The 22,928-nt window shown below is 64.6% G+C and carries 15 protein-coding genes; 12 read left to right on the top strand and 3 right to left on the bottom strand.

Annotated features, from left to right (window positions below):
* Positions 1–23 precede the first annotated feature (23 nt).
* Positions 24–2,822, top strand: a complete 2,799-nt coding sequence (locus M2267_RS24990; protein ID WP_429118174.1) for an autotransporter domain-containing protein — start codon at positions 24–26, stop codon at positions 2,820–2,822.
* A gap of 124 nt (positions 2,823–2,946) precedes the next feature.
* Here M2267_RS24990 and M2267_RS24985 read toward each other — a convergent pair whose 3' ends face one another.
* Entirely contained in the window at positions 2,947–3,885 is a 939-nt protein-coding gene (locus M2267_RS24985; RefSeq protein WP_429118172.1) for an AraC family transcriptional regulator, read from the bottom strand.
* 107 nt (positions 3,886–3,992) lie between these two features.
* Here M2267_RS24985 and M2267_RS24980 point away from each other — a divergent pair, with 107 nt between their 5' ends.
* The gene (locus tag M2267_RS24980; RefSeq protein WP_429118169.1) at positions 3,993–5,195 is read left to right on the top strand and encodes an MFS transporter; all 1,203 of its coding nucleotides are present in this window, start codon (positions 3,993–3,995) and stop codon (positions 5,193–5,195) included.
* A gap of 182 nt (positions 5,196–5,377) precedes the next feature.
* Here the strand turns inward: M2267_RS24980 and M2267_RS24975 are convergent, their stop codons facing one another.
* On the bottom strand, positions 5,378–6,490 hold the full coding sequence (locus M2267_RS24975) for a DUF930 domain-containing protein (RefSeq protein ID WP_429118331.1): 1,113 nt from the start codon (positions 6,488–6,490) through the stop codon (positions 5,378–5,380).
* A gap of 341 nt (positions 6,491–6,831) precedes the next feature.
* Here M2267_RS24975 and M2267_RS24970 point away from each other — a divergent pair, with 341 nt between their 5' ends.
* The 4 genes from M2267_RS24970 (at position 6,832) to M2267_RS24955 (ending at position 11,451) form a co-directional block, all read left to right on the top strand.
* Entirely contained in the window at positions 6,832–7,875 is a 1,044-nt protein-coding gene (locus tag M2267_RS24970; protein WP_429118166.1) for an amino acid ABC transporter substrate-binding protein, read from the top strand.
* A 20-nt stretch (positions 7,876–7,895) separates the two neighbouring features.
* The gene (locus M2267_RS24965; RefSeq protein ID WP_429118163.1) at positions 7,896–9,086 is read left to right on the top strand and encodes an amino acid ABC transporter permease; all 1,191 of its coding nucleotides are present in this window, start codon (positions 7,896–7,898) and stop codon (positions 9,084–9,086) included.
* The gene (locus tag M2267_RS24960; RefSeq protein ID WP_429118161.1) at positions 9,083–10,156 is read left to right on the top strand and encodes an amino acid ABC transporter permease; all 1,074 of its coding nucleotides are present in this window, start codon (positions 9,083–9,085) and stop codon (positions 10,154–10,156) included. Before M2267_RS24965 ends, M2267_RS24960 begins: the two co-directional genes overlap by 4 nt.
* A gap of 80 nt (positions 10,157–10,236) precedes the next feature.
* Entirely contained in the window at positions 10,237–11,451 is a 1,215-nt protein-coding gene (locus M2267_RS24955; RefSeq protein WP_429118159.1) for a TIGR03862 family flavoprotein, read from the top strand.
* A gap of 54 nt (positions 11,452–11,505) precedes the next feature.
* Here M2267_RS24955 and M2267_RS24950 read toward each other — a convergent pair whose 3' ends face one another.
* Positions 11,506–13,320: an ABC transporter ATP-binding protein gene (locus M2267_RS24950; RefSeq protein WP_429118157.1), complete on the bottom strand. Its 1,815-nt coding sequence runs from the start codon at positions 13,318–13,320 to the stop codon at positions 11,506–11,508.
* Positions 13,321–13,832: 512 nt separating this feature from the next.
* Between M2267_RS24950 and M2267_RS24945 the strand changes: the two genes are divergently transcribed.
* The 6 genes from M2267_RS24945 to M2267_RS24920 all read left to right on the top strand — a co-directional run bounded on the left by M2267_RS24945 (position 13,833) and on the right by M2267_RS24920 (position 22,856).
* Complete coding sequence (locus M2267_RS24945; RefSeq protein WP_429118154.1) at positions 13,833–15,188, top strand: ABC transporter substrate-binding protein; 1,356 nt, start codon at positions 13,833–13,835, stop codon at positions 15,186–15,188.
* Between the two features lie 2 nt (positions 15,189–15,190).
* Positions 15,191–17,092 (top strand): ATP-binding protein, encoded by a 1,902-nt coding sequence (locus tag M2267_RS24940; RefSeq protein ID WP_429118151.1) that lies wholly within the window; start codon positions 15,191–15,193, stop codon positions 17,090–17,092.
* Positions 17,089–18,429: a sigma-54-dependent transcriptional regulator gene (locus M2267_RS24935; RefSeq protein WP_429118149.1), complete on the top strand. Its 1,341-nt coding sequence runs from the start codon at positions 17,089–17,091 to the stop codon at positions 18,427–18,429. Before M2267_RS24940 ends, M2267_RS24935 begins: the two co-directional genes overlap by 4 nt.
* 158 nt (positions 18,430–18,587) lie before the next feature.
* On the top strand, positions 18,588–19,907 hold the full coding sequence (locus tag M2267_RS24930) for an ABC transporter substrate-binding protein (protein WP_429118146.1): 1,320 nt from the start codon (positions 18,588–18,590) through the stop codon (positions 19,905–19,907).
* A 122-nt stretch (positions 19,908–20,029) separates the two neighbouring features.
* Positions 20,030–21,739 carry an ABC transporter permease gene (locus tag M2267_RS24925; protein WP_429118143.1) on the top strand — a complete coding sequence of 570 codons (1,710 nt, stop codon included), beginning with the start codon at positions 20,030–20,032 and terminating at the stop codon, positions 21,737–21,739.
* A gap of 16 nt (positions 21,740–21,755) precedes the next feature.
* Positions 21,756–22,856, top strand: a complete 1,101-nt coding sequence (locus M2267_RS24920) for an ABC transporter ATP-binding protein (protein WP_429118140.1) — start codon at positions 21,756–21,758, stop codon at positions 22,854–22,856.
* The last annotated feature ends 72 nt before the right edge of the window (positions 22,857–22,928 follow it).

The following is a 22,928-nucleotide window of genomic DNA, read 5'->3' as shown; positions in this document are numbered from 1 at the left end:
TCGCCGGCCCACGGGGACCTGCCTTGAAGAAGAACTGCCGTACCGCCATCCACCTCGCCACGCTCCTGCTGTCGTCCGCATTGTCGCAATTTGCGCTCGCACAGGATGTCGGCGACCCCAGTGATCCCGAGACCTGGCGCACGCCCGAATTCAAGGCGCAGTGGGGGCTTGCGGCAATACACGCCGAGTATGCCTACATGCTGGGCTACGACGGCAGCGGCATCAAGGTCGGCGTGGTCGACAGCGGCCTCGACATCACGCATCCGGAATTTGCCGGGCGTTATGCGGAAGGCATTACCTTCAACCCGGACAAGCCGTGGAATTCGGTCGCCGAGGGTCACGGCACCATGGTTTCGTCTGTCATTGCCGCCAATCGCGACGGGGTCGGCATGCATGGTATCGCTCCTGGCGCAACCATCGTCGCCGTGGGGGCGTCGGACAGGCCGGGCTATGTCGATTTCGATGCGACCAATTACGGCATCCGGGCGCTGGTAGATCAGGGCGTACGGATCATCAACAACAGCTATGGCGGTGGGTTCGCAGGCGAATTGTCTGCCGAACAGTTCGAAGCAGAAATGCCGGGCAATCTCGCCACCTATCGCTATGCGGTATCTGAGGGGGCGCTACTGATCTTCGCAAGCGGTAATGCGGGCGGAACAGAGTCTTCGTTGTTGGCGGGCGCGCCATACCTGTTTCCAGAACTGGAGCCAGGGTTTCTGGCCGTCGCTGCAACCAGCCCCTCGCGCATAGCCAATTGGTCAAACCGATGCGGCGTCAGCATGAATTGGTGCCTCGCGGCACCTGGGGGCGACGATGTCGATCGATGGGACGAAGAGAAAGGCGAATGGGTATGGGCCAACCCGGAAAACAACATCATGGTTGCAACGCCCGGCGGCGGCTACTCAAGAGAAACCGGCACGTCGCTTGCGGCCCCTTTCGTTGCGGGCACGGCAGCCTTGGTTGCACAGGCTTTTCCTTACATGACGATGCACCAGGTGCGGCAGGTCTTGCTGGGGACGGCGACCGACTCCGGTGATCCGGGCGTTGACGCAATCTTCGGCTATGGCCTCGTCAGCGCCGGCAGAGCGGTGCGTGGTCCGGGCAAGTTCGACTGGGGCGATTTTCACGCGGACGTCCCCGACGGGCAGAGCAGTTGGTCGAACGACATCACGGGACAAGGTGGCCTGATCAAATCAGGCGATGGCGTGCTGATGCTGCACGGGAACAGCACATATGGCGGCGATACGCGCATCGATGGCGGCATTCTGGCACTTTCCGGCAGCATCGCCTCCAACACCGCTGTCGATCAAACCGGCACGCTTTCGGGCGACGGCATCATCCGCGGCAACATCGACAATGGCGGTGCGATCTATCCCGGCTGGGGCGGGCAAGGCGGCGCTCTGACCGTGAACGGCAACTATCGCCAGTCAAGCGACGCCTGGTTCCTCGTCAATCTCGACGCCCCCGACGGGACCAGCCGGCTCGATGTCACCGGCACGGCGGACATCGCCGGTATGGTGGATGTCAGGGTCAGGCCAGAAAACTACCGGGGTGATGGCCGCCACACCATCCTTTCCGCAGCGGGCGGCGTCAGCGGGCGTTTCGAGGATGACTGTGGCTGCTACGCGTTCCTCGATCTCTCACTGGCCTACGACCCGACCACCGTCTATCTCGACGTCGCCCGCAACGGCGTGGCCTTTGCGGACCTTGCGACAACCCGCAACGGAGCATCAGCGGCTCGAGCGATCGAGCGCCTCGGCCTCGGCCGATCCCTGCATGATCTCGCGGTGACCCTTGATGCCGGCACCGCCTCCGATCTTTTCGGTCAGCTGCCTGGCGAAGTCTACGGCTCGACCGTGACAGGCCTGATCGAAAACAGCCAGGTCATCGGCAACCAGATGAACGACCGGCTACGCTCAGCCTTCGAAACGGTCGGCGCGAAGGCACGGCCGATCGTGGCCACCGATGGCCTCACGACCGGGTCGATCGCCGCAGCGGGGCAGCCGGGGGCCTGGGGCTCGGCCTTCGGCGCCTGGGGCAATACGGATGGCGACGGCAACGCCGCCGCGCTATCGCGTTCCACCGGCGGCTTCGTCGCCGGTCTCGACGGCCTCGTCAACGATGACTGGAGGCTCGGCTTCCTCGCCGGCTACAGTTCGTCGAGCTTCAAGGTGGACGACCGCCGTTCGTCCGCCTCCAGCGACAACTATCATCTCGGTGTCTATGGCGGCACGCAGTGGGGCGCCCTGTCGTTCCGCTCGGGCCTTGCCTATACCTGGAGCGATATCGACAGCAGCCGCAATGTGATCTCGCCGGCGCTGGTCGACAGCCTGACCGCCGATTACCGCGCCGGCACCACCCAGGTGTTCGGCGAACTCGGCTATGACATGCAAGCGAGCGGTCTCTCCTTCGAGCCCTTTGCCAATCTGGCCTATGTCAACGTGCATACGGACGGCTTCACAGAGAAGGGTGGTGCAGCGGCCCTGTCTGTGCGCGGCGGCTCCGACGACATGACCTTCACCACGCTCGGCCTGCGGCTCGCCACCGAATTCGACCTTGGAACGGCAAAAGCTACGGCCCGCGGCCTCATCGGTTGGCGACACGCCTATGGCGACGTTGTGCCGTCGGTCGTTCAAGCGTTTTCCGGCAGTGACGCCTTTTCCGTCGCCGGCGCACCGATTGCGCGCGACAGCGCCCTCATCGAGGCCGGTTTCGACCTTGCGGTTACACCGGCGGCAACGCTTGGCATCTCCTATCAGGGGCAGATCGCTTCGACCGCTCACGATCACGGCGTGCGGGCCGATCTCGCCATCAAGTTCTAGAGCATGTCGTAGTCGCAAAAGTGCCCAGCGGTCTTGCGACTACGACGTGCGACAAGTCGATCACCTAAGCGCACGAAGCGAATCTGAAAAATCGCGACGCGCTTTAGTTCGCCGGCCACGTCGTTCACGAAGCGATCTGCTCGGGCGCCGGCATCAGGTTTCGCGAATGGCTTGGCGGTGCGCCCATGATCTTGCGGAAGGCGCGGCTGAAGGACGCCTCGGAATCATAGCCGAGACGGTTGGCGACATGGGCGACGCGCTTTCCTTCGCGCAGCCACTGATGCGCCTGGTGCATGCGCATCCGTGCCACATAGCGCGCCGGCGTCTCGCCGACGGTATCGGCGAAGCGCTGGGCGAAACCGGAGCGCGACGCGCCCATGAGCTTTGCCAGTTCCGGCACCGTCCAGTCCTTCGTCGGGTCGAGATGGATGGCGGCGAGCACCCGGCCGACCTCCGGGTGGCGCACGGCGGCAAGCCAGCCGGTCGCCGTGCCGCAGCCATGCTCCACCCAGGCGCGGATGATGGTCGCGGTCAGCACGTCGGCAAGCCGCGCCAGGATGCCGCCGGAGCCGACGCGTTGCATCGCCGCCTCACGCGTCATGGTATCGAGCAGCGACGGGATCGACGGCTCGCTTGAGGCAAGGTCGCTGGTGCGCATGACCGACGGCATGAGCTGCAGGAGCGGATGGAGCCGGTCGACGTTGAACTGCATCACCGCGAAGAACAGCAGGTTCTGGGTATCGGAATTGGGGCATTGCACGTCGACGATGCCGTCGCAAAGCTGCCGTTTCGGCAGGTCGTGGATCGAGATCGTCGGCAGGCCAGGCTTGCTGGCAAGCACATGCGCGTCGCCACGCGGCAAGAGCACGGCATCGCCCGGCGTCAGCTCCACCCAGGCGCCATCGGGGCTCTGAAGATGGGCCGAACCGGACGCGAGAAAGTGAAAACGCGCTGGTTCCTGCGCCGGATAGGCGGTTGCCCATGGCGCACAGGGCTGACAACGCCCATATTCCACTCCGTCTAACCTCAGGCCGCGCAGGATGTCGGTCAGCGCATCGGTCATGGGTCACTCCAGCTTTGGACAAACGGCACAGTGTTTTGGATTTTCTAGCATAGAAACTCCAGCAAGCCATGCATATTTTCATCTCAACTGCAATGGAGATAGAAATTATGGATGGCATCGTCGCAAGGCCTTCGGGCGAGGCGGATGAACAAGAAAAGCCGCTATGGGCGGCGGTCGTATCCCTGGCGCTCGGCGTTTTCGGCCTGGTCACGGCGGAATTTCTGCCGGCAAGCCTGCTGACGCCGATGTCGGCCGATCTCGGCGTTACCGTCGGCGCGGCCGGACAATCGGTGACGACCACGGCCGTCGTCGCTGCCATCGCCGGGCCGGCGATCGTCGTCTACACCGGTCGCTTCGACCGCCGCAACGTGCTGCTCACATTGACGGCGCTTCTCATCATTTCCAGCCTGATCGCCGGCTTCGCATCCAGCCTTCCGATGCTGCTTGTCGCGCGCTTCCTGCTCGGCATCGGCCTTGGCGGCTTCTGGGCCCTGTCGCTGGCGCTTGCCATGCGGCTCGTTCCCGGCCGGCTGATGCCGCGCGCCATGGCGATCGTGATGTCCGGCGTTTCGATCGCGACCGTCTGCGCGGCCCCGGTTGGCGCCTGGATCGGCGCGACGCTCGGCTGGCGCTACGCCTTCCTGCTTGCCGCCGCCGTCGGCATCGTCACCTTCATCGTCCAGGCGCTGACCGTTCCGCGCCTGCCGCCGAAGGGAACCACCGGGCTTAACACTATCCTCAACGTCTTGAGGCGGCCGGCGATCCGGCTTGGCCTCGCAACCATCCTGCTCGTCGTCACGGGTCACTTTGCCGGCTTCACCTATGTGCGCCCGTTCCTTGAACAGGTGCCGCAGTTCGGCGTCGAGGCGATCACCGCGATCCTGCTCGCCTTCGGCGTCGGCGGTTTCTTCGGCAACATTGCCGGCGGTTTCCTCGCCGAGCGCAGCACGCGACTGTCGATGATGTCGGCCGCCGCGGGCGTCGCCGCCACGACGCTGGTCCTGGCCCTGGCGGGCGCGCTGCCGGCCGTCGCGATTGTTGCCACCGCCGCCTGGGGCTTCGCCTTCGGCGCCCTGCCGGTCAGCGTCCAGTCGTTCCTGAGCCGGGCTGCCGGCGACGAGGCCGAAGGTGCGGGGGCCGCAACGCTCACCACCTTCCAGATCGCCATTTCGACCGGCGCAATCCTCGGCGGCCTGCTTGTCGAACTGCAGGGCCCGGCCGGCGTCTTCCTCTTTGCCGCCGTGGCCGCGATGCTCGGCACCTCGCTGGTGTCTGTGTATCGCGAGCGGGTTCTTCAACCGGCGGAGTAACAACAACCGCATCAGCTTGGTGCGGGAGTGGCAACTCGCACCTGCGCCTGCCGGGCTCATTGGGTCCGGCAGGCAAAGCAATTCTCAGCGCCGCGCAGCGACCAGGGGTCACGGCGGGCGCTGCACACAGCGAGCGTAGTGGGCTTGGTCGGAGACCACCCCCCTCTACCACGTCGCAAGGATCAATTCCCCGGAAGTCGTCGCTCCTTCCAGGCTGCTTTCGGTACTTCGCCACCGATCGCTATGCTGAAGGAGGTCACTTCGGTCGCATCTTCATTGACGACGCAATTGAAGTCGACGTCATACCAAGTCGATTTGTTCTGGTAGGCTCCACCGCTAGCGTCCATGCGGTTTTTGGCGATGAAGCCGCCCCTCGGTCCGAACGGCACCAATCCTTCGGGCGGGGTATCCGGCCGTTGGCTGCGGATCTGTTCCAGAGCCTCGAGATTGCACAGTTGCAGGATCCGCCTCTTGACCGGCAGGTTGATCAGGGCCTGCTTCACCCGCGGATCGGCAATCGACTTTGCAGAATAAAGTTCTTTTGCTTCGGTCAACTTGCTCGGAACGGGCTTGAGTTCGACCTTTGCCGCAGCATCGGCCGGCTTGGTTTTTGTGGTCCCTTCCGATTTGGCCGTCTGCGGCTTGGCGTCAGGCGTCTCTTTTGGTTCAGGCTTGGCTTCGGCCACCGTCGCCGCAGGCTTTTCATCCGCCTTCTGTGTGGCGCTGTCGGTGGATCTCGCAGGCACGGCAAGCGTTGACGGGGGCTTCGGCTCCTTGGCCGGTTCTTTTTTCTCGGTCGAAGGCGCCGTTGCCGGCTTATCCGCTGGCTTTGCCTTGTCGTCTACGGCCTTTGCCGGCTCGGAAGCCTCGGTCTTTTTCTCCGTCTCGCGCGCAGCCGGCGGAAGCTCTGCCTCCTTGTTGTCCTGCTTGGTCTTGGCCATCGCCGAGGCGAAGGATTGCGGCAGCTGTTGCGCCGACTTGGGTTGCGGCTTCGGGTCTGCCTTCGGCTGGGGCTTAGGCTTGGGTTGCGGTTTCGGCTGTTCAGCCTTCTTCTCTTCGCCCTTTTTCGGCGCCGCCTTCTTTTGCTCTGCCTGCTTCTGTTCGGCCTTCTTTGGTTCTTTTGCCTCCGCCGGCGGCGGAACGAGCTCGACGTTGACGGTCTGCTCCTTCGGTGGTTTCGGCAGCTCGAACGGCAGATCGTACAAAAGGAAAAGGGCTACGACGAGGTGCAGGGCGACCGACACCGGCGCGCCCCATCCCATCCGTTCCCGCCAATTTCCCGCAAAAAGCTGCATCGCCAAGGAGATAAACCAATCGACGGGCGGAACCTAGGAGCTTCCGCCGATCTCAACAAGAGGCATAGGCCTGCATATGCAGCCGGAGTTTTGCGCTGCAGCGTGCCGGTCATCGGTCGAAGGTGAATGCAATCCCCGCCTTCTGGGGTCATCGCCATCAACCGATGAGCTCTTGTCAAAAACGTTCCCGGCAAAAACGAGGCGGCGAAATCTGTTTCGGGTCCAGCGCTTATTTCGCACAATCATGCCTATTATATAATTTCTATAGATTTAATTTTTAAGCACGCCTCGAGCGGCTCTGGCCGGTGGCGCAATGACATTCTTTGGCTTTGGGGACCCTTATGCAGCGAACTTCCACTCACCGAAAACTTTTCACAAAAGCCTTTGCCGCGACGGCGGCGCTGGCGGCGGGCCTGATCGCTACCTCGGCGCTTGCCGGCGAAACGCTCGACAAGATCAAGGCGCGCGGCGTCATCAAGGTCGGCGTCGGCACCACGCCGGGCTTCTTCTCGCCCGACAGCAACGGCCGCTGGCAGGGCTTCTTCGTCGATTTCGGCCGCGCCATCGCCATCACCGTCTTCAACGATGCCGAGAAAGTCGAGTTCACCAATTCGTCGCCGCAGCAGCGTCTGCCGGCGCTGCAGTCTGGCGAGTTCGACATTCTGCTTTCGGGCGTCACCCAGACGGTGAGCCGCGCCTTCAAGCTTGGCTTCCACTTCGGCCCCGTCGTCTTCTACGACGGCCAGGGCCTGCTGGTGCGCAAGGACCTTGGCGTCGCCAAGGGCGAAGAACTCGACGGCGCGACGATCGGCGTCCAGAGCGGCACCACCGGCGAACTCAACATCGCCGATTTCTTCCGCAAGACCGGCAAGGCTTTCACGCCGGTCACGATCGAGGAGACCGGCGAGTTCCTGAAGGCGCTCGACAGTGGCCGCGTCGACGCACTCACTCAGGATGCGACCGACCTTGCCGCCAAGCGCACCCAGCTCTCCAAGCCCGACGACTACGTGCTTCTGCCGGAGCGCCTGTCAAAGGAGCCCTTGGCGCCGGCAATTCGCGCCGGTGACGACCAGTGGCTCGAAATCGTCAACTGGACCGTCTACGCAACGATCCAGGCGGAAGAGTTTGGCATCACCAAGGACAATGTCGATACCTTCCTCAAGAGCGAAGATCCGGCGATCAAGCGCTTCCTCGGTGTCGATCCGTCGCTCGGCGAAGCCATCGGTCTCGATCCGAAATTCGCCTACAACATCGTCAAGACCGTCGGCAACTACGGCGAGATCTTCGAGCGCAACGTCGGCAAGGGCACGCCGCTCAATTTCGAGCGCGGCTACAACCAGCCCTGGACGGCAGGCGGCCTGCTCTATTCGCCGCCGTTCCGTTGAGCCGGTTCATGGCATTTCCCATGACACGCCACATCCAACCGGGCCCTTCGGGGCCCGGACCCGTCTCGCGGCTCCTGTCGTGGATCGGGCCGCTGCCGTTGCAGCAAGGCCTGCTGTTTGTCGGCGTGCTGCTGCTCTTTGCGTTTCTCGGCCAGAACACCGCCGAGAGCATGCACCGCATGGGCCTGACGCCGGGCTTTGCCTTCCTCTCCCATCAGGCCAATTTCGAGATTGGCGAAAGCGTCCTTCCTTACGCAGCCGGCGACAGCTACGCCCGGGCGCTGGCCGCCGGCATCGCCAATACGGTCAAGGTCGCGCTCGTCGGCTGCCTGCTTGCAACCGTGCTCGGTGTCACGCTCGGCATTATCAGGCTCTCGGGCAATCTGCTGCTCGCGACCTTCGTGCATGGCTATGTCGAGCTTCTGCGCAACACCCCATTGTTGCTGCAACTGTTCCTCTGGAGCGCGATCATCCGCGCGCTGCCGCCACCGCGCGGCGCCTATACGTTCCTCGGCGGCGTCTATCTCAGCAATCGCGGCGTCTTCCTGCCCTCGCTTTCGATCGACGGTCTGGCGGCCGCTGTGTGGCTGCCCGCGCTGCTCCTGACCGCCTTCGCCGCACTCGTCATTTCCAGGCGCCTGCTGGCGGGCGCAACGTTCTATCTGCCGAAAACCGCCGGAACTGTGCTCGGCGCGCTGGCAATCTTCTATCTCGTGCTCACCTCCCTCGGCTTCAGCGCCTCGGTCGACGTGCCCGCCAAGGGCGGCTTCAACATTCGCGGCGGCCTGTCGCTGACACCGGAATTCGCCGCGCTGCTGATCGGCCTCGTCGTCAATGCATCCGCCTCGATTTCCGAGATCGTGCGCAGCGGCATCCAGTCGGTGGCGTCGGGTCAATGGGAAGCCGCCCGCGCCCTCGGGCTGAAACCGGCGCAGATCATGCGCCTCGTCGTGCTGCCGCAGGCGCTTCGCGTGATCACGCCGCTGATGATCTCGAGCTTTCTCGATCTGACGAAGAACTCGAGCCTCGCGGTCGCGATCGGCTATCCGGATCTCGTCAGCGTCGCCAACACCACGGCCAACACCACCGGTCAGGCGCTCGAAGCGATCATCCTCATCGGCGCCGTCTACCTGACCATCAGCCTTTCGGTTTCGGCCCTGATGAACCTCTACAACCGGCGCGTGGTTCTGCGCGGAGAAGGAAAACAATGAGCCAGATCGAACTTGCGCCGCCGGTTGCACCCGACTGGCACCGCTGGCGCGAAGGCCTCTTCAGTGGCTGGGCCAATGGCCTCGTCACGCTGGCAACACTCGCCGCGCTCCTCTGGCTTGCTCTTCCCTTTGTCCGTTGGGCCGTCATCGACGCCGTCTGGACCGGCACGGCGGCCGATTGCGCCGCGGAAGGCACTGGCGCCTGCTGGGCCTTTGTCGGCGCCAAGTTTCGGTTCATGCTCTTCGCCTTCTTCCCGCCGCCGCTACAATGGCGCCCCGTGCTGGTGATCGTCCTGATCGCTGCGCTGCTGACGGTCTCCGCCCTTCCCCGCTTCTGGAGCTTCCGCCTGGTGCCGATCTGGTTGTTGGCGCTTCTCGGCATCTGGCTGCTGATGGCGGGCGCGGCCGGACTGCAGCCGGTCTCGACCAATCATTGGGGCGGACTGCCGATCACCCTCACCGTCTCGATCGCCGGCCTCGCCTTCGCCTTCCCGATCGCGCTGCTGCTGACCCTTGCCCGCCAGTCGGACATGGGCATCGTTCGGTCCCTGGCCATCGCCTTCATCGAAGTGCTGCGCGGCGTGCCGATGATCGCCGTTCTCTACGTGGCGATGCTGATCGTGCCGATGGCGCTGCCGAGCGGCGCGGCCATCGACAAGCTGCTGCGCGCACAGATCGGCGTCACGCTGTTCTTCTCCGCCTATCTCGCCGAGATCATCCGCGCCGGATTGCAGGTGATCCCGGTGGGTCAGAAGGAGGCGGCCCTGTCGCTTGGCCTCGGCCGGATCCAGATGCTCCGGCTGGTGGTGCTGCCGCAGGCGCTGCGGGCGGTTATCCCGGCCATCGTCAACCTGTCGATCGGCATCGTGCTCAACACCTCGCTGCTGGCCGTCATCGGCATCTACGATCTGCTGAATGCCGCCAAGACCTCGGCCACCGACCCCGCCTGGCTCGGCTTTTACAGCGAGGCCTATATCTTCGCGGCACTCGTCTATTTCGCCATCTGCTTTTCCGGTTCGCGCTACAGCCTCTGGCTGGAGAGGAAGCTCAACAGTGGCCATCGCCGATAGCCGCATCCGACGGGGGTTGCGTGCCACGCGCGGCCGGGCCAAGAGTGCGCCGAAGCGAAATCTGTGACCGGGCAAAGCGCATGGGACAAAAAAACATCGCCGTCATTGGCGGCGGACCGAGCGGCTTGATGGCCGCCGAGGTGCTGTCCGAGCGCGGCCACGCGGTCACCGTCTATGACAGCATGCCGACGGCGGCGCGCAAGTTCCTGCTCGCCGGCAAGTCGGGTCTGAACATCACCCATTCCGAGCCCTATGCCGCCTTTGCCGAGCGCTTCGGCGATGCCTCACCGCGACTGCGCGCGGCGCTGGACGCGTTCACGCCGGATGACATCAGGCGTTGGGCAAAGACGCTCGGCACGGAAACCTTCGTCGGCTCCTCGGGCCGCGTCTTCCCAGAGGTGATGAAGGCGTCGCCGCTGTTGCGCGCCTGGCTCAAGTCGCTGGAAGGTCGGGGCGTTCGCATCCTGACGCGGCACCGCTGGACAGGTTTTGAGGGCAACGCGCTTGCGTTCGATACTCCCGACGGCAAGGCGCTTGTCAGCGCCGATGCGACCCTGCTTGCGCTCGGCGGCGCCAGCTATCCGCGTCTCGGGTCGGATGCCGCCTGGGTTTCCTGGCTGGAACAGAGGGACGTGTCTGTCGCCAAATTTCAGCCTGCCAATTGCGGCTTCGACATCGACTGGAGCGAGACCTTCCGCGAGCGTTTCGCCGGCGCGGCGCTGAAGGGCGTCACCGCGACGTCGGAAGCGGGCACCGTCCCGGGCGAATTCGTCGTCAGCAGCACCGGCATCGAAGGCAGCCTCGTCTATGCACACACCACCGCGCTTCGGGACCGACTGTCCGGCGGGGAACCGGCCGAGCTGGTGGTCGACCTGACCCCGGGACGTATCGTCGGGAAATTGGCAAAAGACCTTGGCCGCTTCGACACCAAGACCAGCTTTTCCAACCGCTTGCGCAAGGGGGCCGGGCTCGAAGGGGTGAAAGCGGCGCTGCTGCGTGAGGTTTCGCCTGATGCCGCGCGCTTGCCGCCTCCAGAACTTGCGGCCTTGATCAAGGCGTTGCCGATCCCGCTCGTCCGCCCACGCCCGATCGCGGAGGCCATCTCGTCCGCCGGCGGCATCGCCTGGGCCGCGATCGATGATGACTACATGCTGAAGGCGCTGCCAGGCACCTTCGTCGCCGGCGAAATGATCGACTGGGAGGCGCCGACCGGGGGCTATCTGCTGACCGCCTGCTTTGCCACGGGCCGTGCGGCGGCTCGCGGGCTCGATCACTGGCTTAACCGGCCGGCATAAAAAATTGCCGCGCCCTTGACGGGCGCGGCAACGGTTTCAAGTGGCGTCAAAGCCTTACTGGTCGTTCAGCACCAGCCCCTTGGTCAGCTCCAGCGCCTGGCGCTCGAAAAGACCGCGGTAGATGCCGCCGTCGAGGCGGATCAGCGCGTCGTGCGTGCCTTCCTCGGCGATCCGGCCGTGGTCGAAAACCAGCAACCGGTCGAGCGCCCGGACCGTCGAGAGCCGATGCGCGATGACAAGCGTCGTGCGCCCGAGCATCAGCCGCTCCATCGCCTGCTGGATCAGCACTTCCGATTCCGAATCGAGGCTCGACGTCGCCTCGTCGAGGATCAGGATCGGTGCGTCCGCCAGGAACGCGCGGGCAATGGCGATGCGCTGGCGCTCGCCGCCCGAGAGCTTGACCCCGCGTTCGCCCACCAGCGTGCCATAGCCTTTCGGCAGAGCCGTGATGAAGTCGTGGGCGCTTGCAAGCTTCGCCGCCTTCTCGATCTCGCTCTGCGTGGCCTCCGGCCGCGCATAGGCGATGTTCTCCGACAGAGAGCGATGGAACAGGATCGGCTCTTGCTGGACGATCGCGATCTGCTGGCGCAGCGACGTCTGCGTCACCGATGCGATGTCCTGGCCATCGATCCGGATCTCCCCGGCTTTCAGGTCGTGCAGGCGCTGGATCAGCTTGACGAAGGTCGTCTTGCCCGAACCGGAATGCCCGACGAGGCCGACACGCTCGCCCTCCCGGATCGTCACCGAGAACCGGTCGTAGAGCGGCTTGCGGTGCGCACCGTAGTGGAAGGTCACATCCTTGAACTCGATGCGGCCGTCGGTGATCCGGATCGGCTTGGCATCCGCCTTGTCGTCGATGCCGAGCGACTGGCCGTGGATGTCGACAAGCTCCTCCATGTCGTTGATCGAGCGCTGCAGGTTGCGGATGTGCTGCCCGACTTCACGCAGGTAACCCTGCAGGATGAAGAACGAGGTGAGCACGAAGGTGATATCGCCGGCCGTCGCCTGGCCCTTCGACCAGAGGAACAACGCAAAACCAATCACCGCCGCGCGCAGGATGAGCAGCATGGCGCCCTGCGACGTGCCGTTGGTCGTGCCGCGGATCCAGGTGCGGCGCGTGCGGTCACGCCATTTGGCGAGCACCTTGGCAAGACGTGCGTCCTCGCGGCTTTCGCCACCAAAACCCTTCACGACGATGTTGCAGCTCACGGCATCGGCGAGCGCCCCGCCGAGCTTGGTGTCCCACCGGTTAGCAAGGCTTGCCATCGGCGCGACATAGCCGAGCGACAGCACGATCGTCATCAGGATGAAGACGATCGACCCGATACCGATGATGACGCCCATCATCGGCCAATAGAACGACATCAGGATTGTCGATCCGACCAGCATCACGACGGACGGAAACAGGGCGACGAGCAAGGTGTCGTTCAGCAGATCGAGCGCCCACATGCCGCGCGTCACCTTGCGCACCGTCGATCCGGCAAAGCTGTTGGCATGCCAGTCGGTCGAGAAGCGCTGGATGCGATAAAACGCCGCCGATGCGATGTCGGTCATCATCTTGAGCGTCAGATCGGTGACCCCCAGGAAGGTGAAGTGCCTGAGGATGATCGCGCCGAGCGACAGCGCCATCAGCATCCAGAAGGCGGCAAGCGCCGCATCCCAGGCAAGCTGATCGGTCGCCACGCCGGAAACGACGGCGTCCACGAGCCGGCCCGAATAGAGCGGCGTCAGGACGTCGGCAAGCGTCGACAGGAGAACCATGCCGAGAATGACGCTGATGCGCAGCGGCTGCGCTTTCCAGTGCGACCAGGTGAATCCGAGAACGCTGCGGAACGCCCCGCCGCGCAGGTCAATACGAGTAAAAGCCATAACAATCGCCCGATGCGCGACGCATCGGCCTCAAACAAGATCAGAATGGAATATGCCGTTAAAAGGAACCCAGCTTCCGATGCGGCATCATTGGAGTGACCGTATCCTCAAGAGAGGAAGGGCCAAGGTCAGCGAAACGAAATCCGACCTGGAAAAGACGGAAAGGCGAAAATGCCCTTCCCGGCCCAGTTCAAGACTGCACGCCGCCCCGTAGGGAGAAAGAAAAAGCTGGCATCTTTTGAAACCTCCCTGATTGGTTGCCGGAAGACGAGCTATAGGCGAATCGCGCGCAACCGCCAAGTGCAGAAATCTTGCCATAGTGCCAATCGTCGCGGCTGCGACCTGTTTGCAACAGTCTCCGACATGCCTGCGGGGTTTACGGCGATGTGCTGTTCGTAGCAGAGTACGCCGCGATCGCCGACCGTGCATGGCACGAAACGGCGGCATCTTGGGGAGGGTCCGCGACAACCGGCACCGGCAATGACCGGACGGCGATGCGCGGTGGGAGTGAATTGACAAGGTTCCGGTTCGATATCGTCGCGGCCCTGCTGCCGCTGATCACCCTTGGCTTCATGGCGTTTGCAGGGACCGCGCGTGCTGTCGAGAAGCAGGAACTCGTGGTGGTCACCTCCTATCCGCCGTCCTTCTTCGAGCCCTTCCGCGCTGCGTTCGAACGCGCCAATGCCGACATGCGAGTGACGATCGTGCAGCGCAACACCGCGAGCGCCAGCCGCTTCGTCATCGAGAAGGCGGATGTGCCGGCCGACATCTTCTGGGCCTCGGCGGCCGATGCCTTCGAACTCCTGAAGCGCAACGGGAGCCTGCGTCCGATCGCGCCGCGCAACACCGGCGCACCGGATCATGTCTTCGGCTACCCGGTGAACGACCCCCAAGGCTATTATCTGGGCTTCGCGCTGTCGGGCTACGGCTTCGTCTACAATCCCGCCCATCTCGCGCGCAGCAAGCTGCCTGTGCCGGAGAACTGGCAGGATCTGCTGAACCCCGTCTATTCCGGCCAGATCGGCATCACCACGCCGTCCCGTTCGGGTACGACGCACCTGATCGTCGAGGCCTTGCTGCAAACCTACGGCTGGGAGAAAGGCTGGGCGATGCTGTCGCAGCTCGGCGGCAATCTCTCGACGGTAACCGCCCGCAGCTTCGGGGTGGCCTCCGGCGTGGCGCAGCGGCGCTTCAGCATCGGCATCACCATCGACTTCCTCGCCACCTCGCCGGATTTCGCCGGCGCCGGCAATGTCTTCGTCCTGCCGCCCGACACCGTGTTCGTACCGGCAAGCATCGGCATCCTCACCCGGGCGCGCAACGTGCCGGCAGCCGAACGCTTCGTCGATTTCGTGCTTTCGGAGGCTGGCCAGAAACTCCTGCTGTCGCCGGCAATCGCGCGCATCCCGGTCAATCCCGCGCTCAACGGCAGCCTGCTGCCACAGGAAGACGGCGAGCGCCTGCTGAAATCCGGCGGCTTCGACGCGGCGCTTTCGGCGCGCAGATACGGGCTCGTCAATCTGATTTTCGACGACTATATCGTGCGCCGCCGGGCAACCCTTGCCCGACTGTGGAAGAGGGCCGCGGATCTGGAGGCGATGAACATCGAAGACGCGCAACGGCTGAGCATGCTGGCCCGGGCGCGACGGCTGTTGGGCCAGCCCCCGCTTTCGGCAAGCGAAGTCGCTAATGTGGCGGGGGCCCTGCAAGGCGAATGGCCGCGTGGCGTTGCCCGCTCCCCTGCCCATGCGGAACTCGCGAGCCGCCTGCGCGCGCGGATCGAGCAGAACCTCAGCGAGACGGAACAGCTGCTGTCCTCGGCCGCGCGATCCGGCGGATCCGTCAATCTCCATCCGTGGCGGCAGTGACGATGGCGGTGCTCGAAACGACCGCCCGGCAGCCGCGCTGGCGCTTCGGTATCGGCGCCCGCCTCGTGCTTGCCTTCGTCGCGATCGTCGGGCTTGCCGTCGGCGCCTGCGTGGTTGGCTGGCTTTCCTATGAGCGGCTGTCGGGCGAACTGTCGCGCATGGCCGACGAGCAGATGCCGCAGCTCGCCTTCGCGTCGCGCCTCTCCAAGGCCGGGGCCGACATCGGCTCCGTGACGTCGGTGCTTGCCGGCGCCGAGAACCGTACCGAATACAACGAGATCCGCGCTGTCTACGCGACGCGCCTCCAGACCCTCCGCGCCCTGCTCGAAGAAAACACGGCGCAATCGAGCACGGCGGCGCTGCTGCCGCTCGCCGAGGCCATCGGCACCAACCTGAAAAAGATCGACCTTGCGGCCGGCAAGCGCTTCACGCTGCGCGAGGCGATGCGTTCGGACATCGACGAGCTTCGCTGGGTCCAGGCCGATCTTCTGGAAGAAGCCGACCCGTTGGTCGACGACATCCGCTTCAACATCGAGGCGGAAACCCGCAAGGGCCAGGGTGCGGCCGCGCTCGCCGAACAGCAGAAGAGCGAAGCGCTGCTGACCGTCGTCTCCCAGGCGAACCTTGCGACCGGTCTCATCGGGCGGCTCGTCAACGCCACGACCGAAGAGGAAATGCAGGAGACCAACGCCTTCCTCGGAGACAGCGCCGACGAACTGGCAAGCCGCACCCGCTCGCTCGACAGCTGGCCCGACAGCATCACCGTGCGGCAGCTTGCCGGGCGCATTCTCGACCAGTCCAACGCCTCGACGGGCATCCCCAATCGCAAGCGCTCGGAAATGCTGCAGGCCGGCACACTTGCCGAACTTGCCGGCGAAAACGGCCGGCTGGTCGAGGAGCTTGGCCGCAAGATCGAAACGGAGGTGGTGGCGATCGAGGCCAGCGCCGGGGACGCCGCGCGACGCGCGGCCGCGGCAATCGAAACCGGGCGCAGCCTGCTGCTCGCGATCGCCATCCTCTCGGTGCTGGTGGCAAGCGCCATCGGCTACTTCTACGTCCACCGCAACCTCATCGCCCGTATCCGCCTGCTGGCGACGGCCGCCGGCGCGATCAGCGCGGGCCGGCATTCCACGGCGATCCCGCCGCCCGAGGCCGACGAGCTCGGCGACCTCTCGCGTGCGCTGACCCTCTTTCGCCAGACCCGCGACGAGCTGATCCAGTCGGCAAAGCTCGCGGCCCTCGGCCAGATGGCGGCCGGCATCGGCCACGAACTCAACCAGCCGCTGGCCGCCCTTCGCGCACACATCCACAACGCCGCCACGCTGATCGGCCGCGGCAAGGGCGAACAGGCGGTCAACAACCTCGACAAGATGAAGGGGCTGACGGGACGCATGGCCGACCAAATCAGCCATATCCGCCGCTTTGCCCGGCGGCCGGACGCGCAGCTGCGGCCGGTCGATCTGACCGCAGCGGTGCGGGACGCGCTCAGCCTGCTCGAACATCGTTTCGAGGAGGAGAGCGTCGGGCTCGAGCTTTCGTTGCCGGAAGGCGGCCCGGCAATGGTCATGGCCGAACCGGTCCGGCTCGAGCAGGTCGCCGTCAATCTCGTCGGCAATGCGCTCGATGCGGTCTCCGACCGGCCGCTTCGGCGCGTGACTGTCAGCGTCGAAATGACCGGTGGCGCCGCCCGCCTGATCGTCGGCGATACCGGGCACGGCATCGCCGCGGATAACCTGCCGGCCGTGTTCGATCCGTTCTTCACCACCAAGCCGGTAGGCTCGGGGCTCGGCCTCGGCCTGTCGATCTCCTACAATATCGTCAAGGATTTCGGCGGTGATATCGCTGTCCTTGACACCGGCCCGACCGGCACACGATTCCTCGTATCCCTGAAAGGCCCGGAATGAGACCGGAAGCGGACATCATCCTGATCGACGACGACGCCAGCGTGCTTGAGGCCTGCTGCCAGGTGCTGGAATTGGAGGACTTCACCGTCGCCCCGCACGGTTCCGTCATCTCGGCGCTCGCCGGCCTGCGCGCCGACAGCGACACCGTGATCGTCTCGGATGTGCGCATGCCCGATCATGACGGCTTCGACCTGGTCGCCGCCGTGCGCAAGATCGATCCCGATATCCCGATCGTACTGATGTCCGGGCATGGCGACATCCCGATGGCGCTGCGCGCGATGCGCGAAGGCGCCTGGGACTTCCTCGAAAAGCCGGCCGATCCGGTCCACCTGATCGAGACCGTGCGCCGCGCCCGCGATCACCGGCGCCTGCTGCTCGAAAACCGGCGGCTGCGCCTCTCCGTCGACAAGGACGGCTGGGAAACGCGGCTGATCGGGCATTCCGCGCCGATGGTGACACTGCGCGAAAAACTGCAGCGCATTGCGGCGGCCAGTGCCGATGTGCTGATCATCGGCGATACCGGCACCGGCAAGGAAGTGACCGCAAGGGCGCTGCACGACTTCAGCGGCCGCAAGGGCCGTTTCGTCGCCGTCAACTGCGGAGCCATCCCCGAGACCATGCTCGAATCCGAGCTCTTCGGCCACGAGGCCGGCGCCTTTACCGGTGCGCGCGAAAAACGCATCGGCAAGATCGAATATGCCGATGGCGGCACGCTGTTTCTCGACGAGATCGAGTCGATGCCGCTCGCGGCCCAGGTGCGGCTGCTGCGTGTGCTGCAGGAGCGCGTGATCGAACGGCTCGGGTCGAACGTCGAACTGCCGGTCAACATTTGCGTGGTGGCAGCGACCAAGGCCGACCTGCACGAGGCCGCGCGACGGGGAGAATTCCGAGAAGACCTTGCCTATCGCCTCGACATCGCTCGGGTCGAACTGCCGCCGCTCGCGCGCCGTAAGGGCGATGTCGGCCTCCTGTTCCATCACTTCCTCGGCCTTGCCGCGAAGCGTCAGGGACGCACCCCACCGCCGGTGGGCGCGGATCTTCTGGCCGATCTCAACGCTCGCCCCTGGCCCGGCAACGTGCGCGAATTGCGCAATGTCGCTGAGCGCTTCGTGCTCGGGCTCGAAGAGCGCCCGGACACCGAAGCCGCGACGGCAGGCGGCGAGACGCTGGAAGCACAGATGGATCGGCTGGAGCGAACCATCCTCATCAACGGTCTCGCCAGGCATGAAGGCCGCGTGGGTGCGACCGCCGATGCGCTCGGGATCTCCCGCAAGACGCTCTATCTGAAGATGCGCAAGTTCGACATCGATGCCCGGGCCGATGGTGACGAGGGGTGATGTTACCCTTTTGACCCCGCCTCACCGGCCCCGATGTTACCTTTCTTACCCATTTCGATCTGAAACTGGCTGGTTTTCCGGGATTTTCGATCTGGCACGGGCCTTGCTCTCAAGAGGACAGCCGCCAAGCATTGGCGGTCTATTGGGAGGAGATACCTATGTTGAAAACCATCGCAGCAGCGATGCTGATGTCGGCTGCCTTCATCGTGACGGCCCACGCGCAAGACGGCGGCAAGGTGACGATCGTCACCTCGTTCTCCAAGGACGTGACCGACCCGTTCAAGGCCGGCTTCGAGGCCGCCAACCCCGGCTTCACCCTCGACGTCCAGAACAAGAGCACCAGCTCGGGCGTCAAGTACATCGACGAGACCAAGGTCAACAATCAGGTCGACCTGTTCTGGGCATCGGCCCCTGACGCCTTCGACAGCCTGAAGAGCAGGCAACTGCTCGCCAAGTTCACCCCGTCGGTGACGGGCCTGCCGGAAAAGGTCGGCTCCTATCCGGTCAACGATCCTGATGGTTTCTATTTCGGCTTTGCCGCATCGGGCTATGGCATCATGTCGAACGACCGTTACCTGGAAGCCAACAATCTGCCGAAGCCGGCCGAGTGGGGCGATCTCGCCAAGCCGGAATATTTCGACCACGTCGCCATCGCCGCGCCCTCGCGCTCCGGCACCACCCACCTGACGATCGAGACGATCCTGCAGGGCGAAGGCTGGGACAAGGGCTGGAGTACGCTGAAGGGCATCGGCGGCAACCTGCAGCAGGTGACCGAACGCTCCTTCGGCGTTCCGGATGCGGTCAACTCCGGCCAGACCGGCATCGGCATCGTCATCGACTTCTTCGCCTTCTCGGCCCAGGCGAGCGGCTTCCCGGTCAGCTTCGCCTATCCCTCGGTCACGACGGTCGTTCCGGCCAATATCGGCATCGTCGCCAATGCGCCGAACCAGGCCGGCGCTGAAGCCTTCGTCAACTACATCCTGTCGGAGAAGGGCCAGGAAGTGCTGCTCGAGCCGGCAATCCGTCGTCTGCCGATCAACCCGGCACTCTACGCCAAGGCGCCCGAAGGCTTCCCGAACCCCTTCAAGGATCCGCGCTTCCAGTCGATGATCACGTTTGACAGCGACGTTTCGAAGAAGCGCACGGATGTCGTCGACACGCTATTCGACCAGTTGATCTCTTTCCAGCTCGAAAACCTCAAGGGCGCCACCCAGGCGATCCATGCGGCCGAAAAGGCGCTTGCCGCCAACGAGCAGCCGGCCGCCCGCGCGCTTCTCGATGAGGCCAAGGCCCTGGTTGCCGCCATGCCGATCACGGCGGACGAGGCGGCGAGCAAGGAGACCCGTGACGCCTTTACCGGCGGCGAGGACAAGACCGCGCGCCAGGCGGAACTGGAACAGAAGTGGGCTGCCTTCGCGACGGAGAAGTATGCCGCCGCCAAGGCCAAGGCTGACGAAGCCCTGAACCTCGTCGACTAAGCGACGACAGCGACCGCCTGCCCATCCCGGCGGGCGGTCAAGCTCCCGCAAACATTCAAGCTTCGCCGACCCTGGCGCGCCTTTCGCGCCGGGCTGGCCGAACTCACTCCGGAGTCTGCCCCATGGCGCTCGTCGCTTCCGTTCCCATCAGGCCCGCCGCGGCCAAACCTGGCCAGATCCTGGCTGTCTCGGTGATCGCCCTGTTTCTCGCGATCTTCCTGGTCATCCCCGCCTGCACGGTCATCTACACCGCCTTCACCGAGAAGGGCACCGGTGCGCTGACCATCGTCAACTTCATCGACTTCTTCAACACCGACCTCTTCCGCCGGTCCTTCTTCAACTCCGTCTATGTGTCCGGGATGTCGGTCGTCTGGGCGAGCGCCATTGCGCTTCCGCTCGCGGTGCTGACGACCCGCTTCGACTTCCGCGGTTCGCTGATCATCCAGACGCTCGGCTTCGTGCCCTTGATCATGCCGCCCTTCGTCGGCGCGGTGGCCATGCAGCTTCTCTTCGGCCGCAACGGCACGGTGAACCTGCTTCTGAACGACTGGTTCGGCATCCGCATCCCGTTCATGGAGGGGCTGAACGGCGTCATCTTCGTGCAGTCGCTGCACTACTTCCCCTTCATCCTGATCAACCTGTCGACCAGCCTGCGCAACATCGACCGGTCGATGGAAGAGGCCGCCCAGAACCTCGGCTCCTCCGGCTTCCGCCTCTTCCGCCGCATCGTCTTCCCGCTCGCCATGCCCGGCTATCTCGCCGGCGCCTCGCTCGTCTTCGTCAAGGTGTTTGACGATCTGGCAACGCCGCTGCTGCTCAACGTCAAGGACATGCTGGCGCCGCAGGCCTATCTGCGCGTGACCTCGGTCGGGCTGACCGATCCCATGGGCTACGTCATCTCGGTCATCCTGATCGTCGTCTCGATCTTCGCCATGTGGCTCTCGGCGGTCGCCATGCGCGGCAAGGACTATTCGACGGTGCAGCGCGGCGGCGGTGGTCTTTCCAGGCGCAAGCTCAGCCGTGGCGAGAGCGTCATTGCCTATGGTGTCGTCGCGCTCATCCTGCTTCTGGTTCTGTCACCGCATATCGGCCTGCTGCTGCTCTCCTTTGCAACGGTCTGGTCGTTCAGCCCGATGCCCGACGCCTATACCGTCGCGCACTACGGCCGGGTCTTCGGCGAAAGCTCGCTCTACATCAAGAACACGCTAATCTACGCCAGCCTTGCCGGCCTGATCGACGTGGTCATCGGCGGCGCCATCGCCTATCTGGTGCTGCGCACGAAAGTCATCGGCCGCCGTTGGCTCGACTGGGCAGCAACCGCGGCACTTGCCATCCCCGGTGTCGTGCTCGGCATCGGCTATCTCAGAACCTTCTACGGCATCACGCTGCCTGACGGCACGCCGCTGGCGACCCTCTGGGTCATGGTGGTTCTGGCGCTCGCCATCCGCCGCCTGCCCTATGCGCTCAGGGCCTGCTACGCTGCCCTGCAGCAGGTATCGGAATCGCTCGAAGAGGCCGCCGAAAACCTCGGCGCGACCAAGCAGCGGACCATCCGCCGCATCGTCCTGCCGCTGATGACCGGCGGACTGCTCGCTGGTTTCGTCACCAGCTTCTCGACGGCCGCCGTCGAACTCTCGGCGACGCTGATGCTGATCCAGAGCAATTCGGACGCGCCGATCGCCTACGGGCTCTACGTCTTCATGCAATCGCCGGCCGGTCGCGGACCAGGTGCAGCCCTCGGCGTCATCGCCGTGATCATGGTCGCGCTCTGCACGCTTCTGTCCCACTACGTCATCGAGCGCCGCCAGAAGGCGCTGGGTACGGCCAAGTAATTCGGGAGGAAAAACAATGACAGTGAACATCAACAGCGCTGCACTCGCCGCCGGCCCCGCCAAGGCGATCAGCATCAGCGACGTCAATCTCTACTACGGCGCGCTTCACGTGCTGAAGGACATCAACCTTGAAATCCGGCCGGGCGAGTTCTTCGCCTTCCTCGGCCCATCCGGCTGCGGCAAGACCACGCTTCTGAGGCTGATCGCCGGCTTCAACAACGCCCGCCAGGGCAAGGTCGTGATCGGCGGCCAGGACGTGCTCGACATGCCCGCATGGAAGCGCGACATCGGCATGGTCTTCCAGTCCTATGCGCTCTGGCCGCACATGACGGTCGCCGCCAACGTCGCCTTCGGCCTCGAAGAGCGTCGGCTGCCGCGCGCGGAGATCGAAAGTCGCGTCCAGAAGGCGCTGGACCTCGTCGGCCTCAAGCACCTTGCCGACCGACGCCCGTCGCAGCTTTCGGGTGGTCAGCAGCAGCGCGTGGCGCTCGCCCGCACTATTGCGATCGAGCCGAAGGTGCTGTTGCTCGACGAGCCGCTGTCGAACCTCGACGCCAAGATGCGCGTCGAAGTCCGGCGCGAACTGCGTGAATTGCAGCAGCGGCTGCAACTGACGACGATCTTCGTCACCCACGACCAGGAGGAGGCCAACACGGTCTGCGACCGGATCGCCGTCTTCAACGAGGGCAGCATCCAGCAGGTGGGAACGCCGATGGGGCTCTACGAGAAACCGGCCAATCTGTTCGTCGCCAACTTCCTCGGCACGGCCAACATCCTTGACGGCAAGGTGGCAGGATCAGGCGCGTCCCGGAGCTTCGAAGTGGTTGGCGGCGGCTCCATCCCGATCCCGGCGGGCACCGACGTGCCGGCAGGCGCCAAACTCGTCTTCCGGCCGCAATATGCGACGATCGGCAGCCTCGAGCCCGGCGCCGTCGCGCTCGAAGGCATCATCGCGCATCGCGAATTCCTGGGCGCGACCGTGCGTTATGGCGTGAGGATCGGGGCTGCGACCGTGCTGATCGACGCGCCGTTCCATTCCGGCGACGCGCTTCTCGAACCCGGTGCGGCAACAACGCTCGGCCTCAAGCCGTCGTCGGCGCAATGGCTCGCCCATTAGAGCATGCGACGCGCGTCCGCCGATCTCGCCGGCGGACGCACCCCTCCTCCATTCAAGCAGCGCCATACCGCT

The sequence above is a fragment of the Ensifer sp. KUDG1 genome (genome assembly GCF_050434285.1).
Classification (GTDB): Bacteria; Pseudomonadota; Alphaproteobacteria; order Rhizobiales; family Rhizobiaceae; genus Ensifer.
The sequence above is the reverse complement of the archived record's forward strand: the minus strand, read 5'-3'. Positions and strand labels throughout refer to the sequence as shown.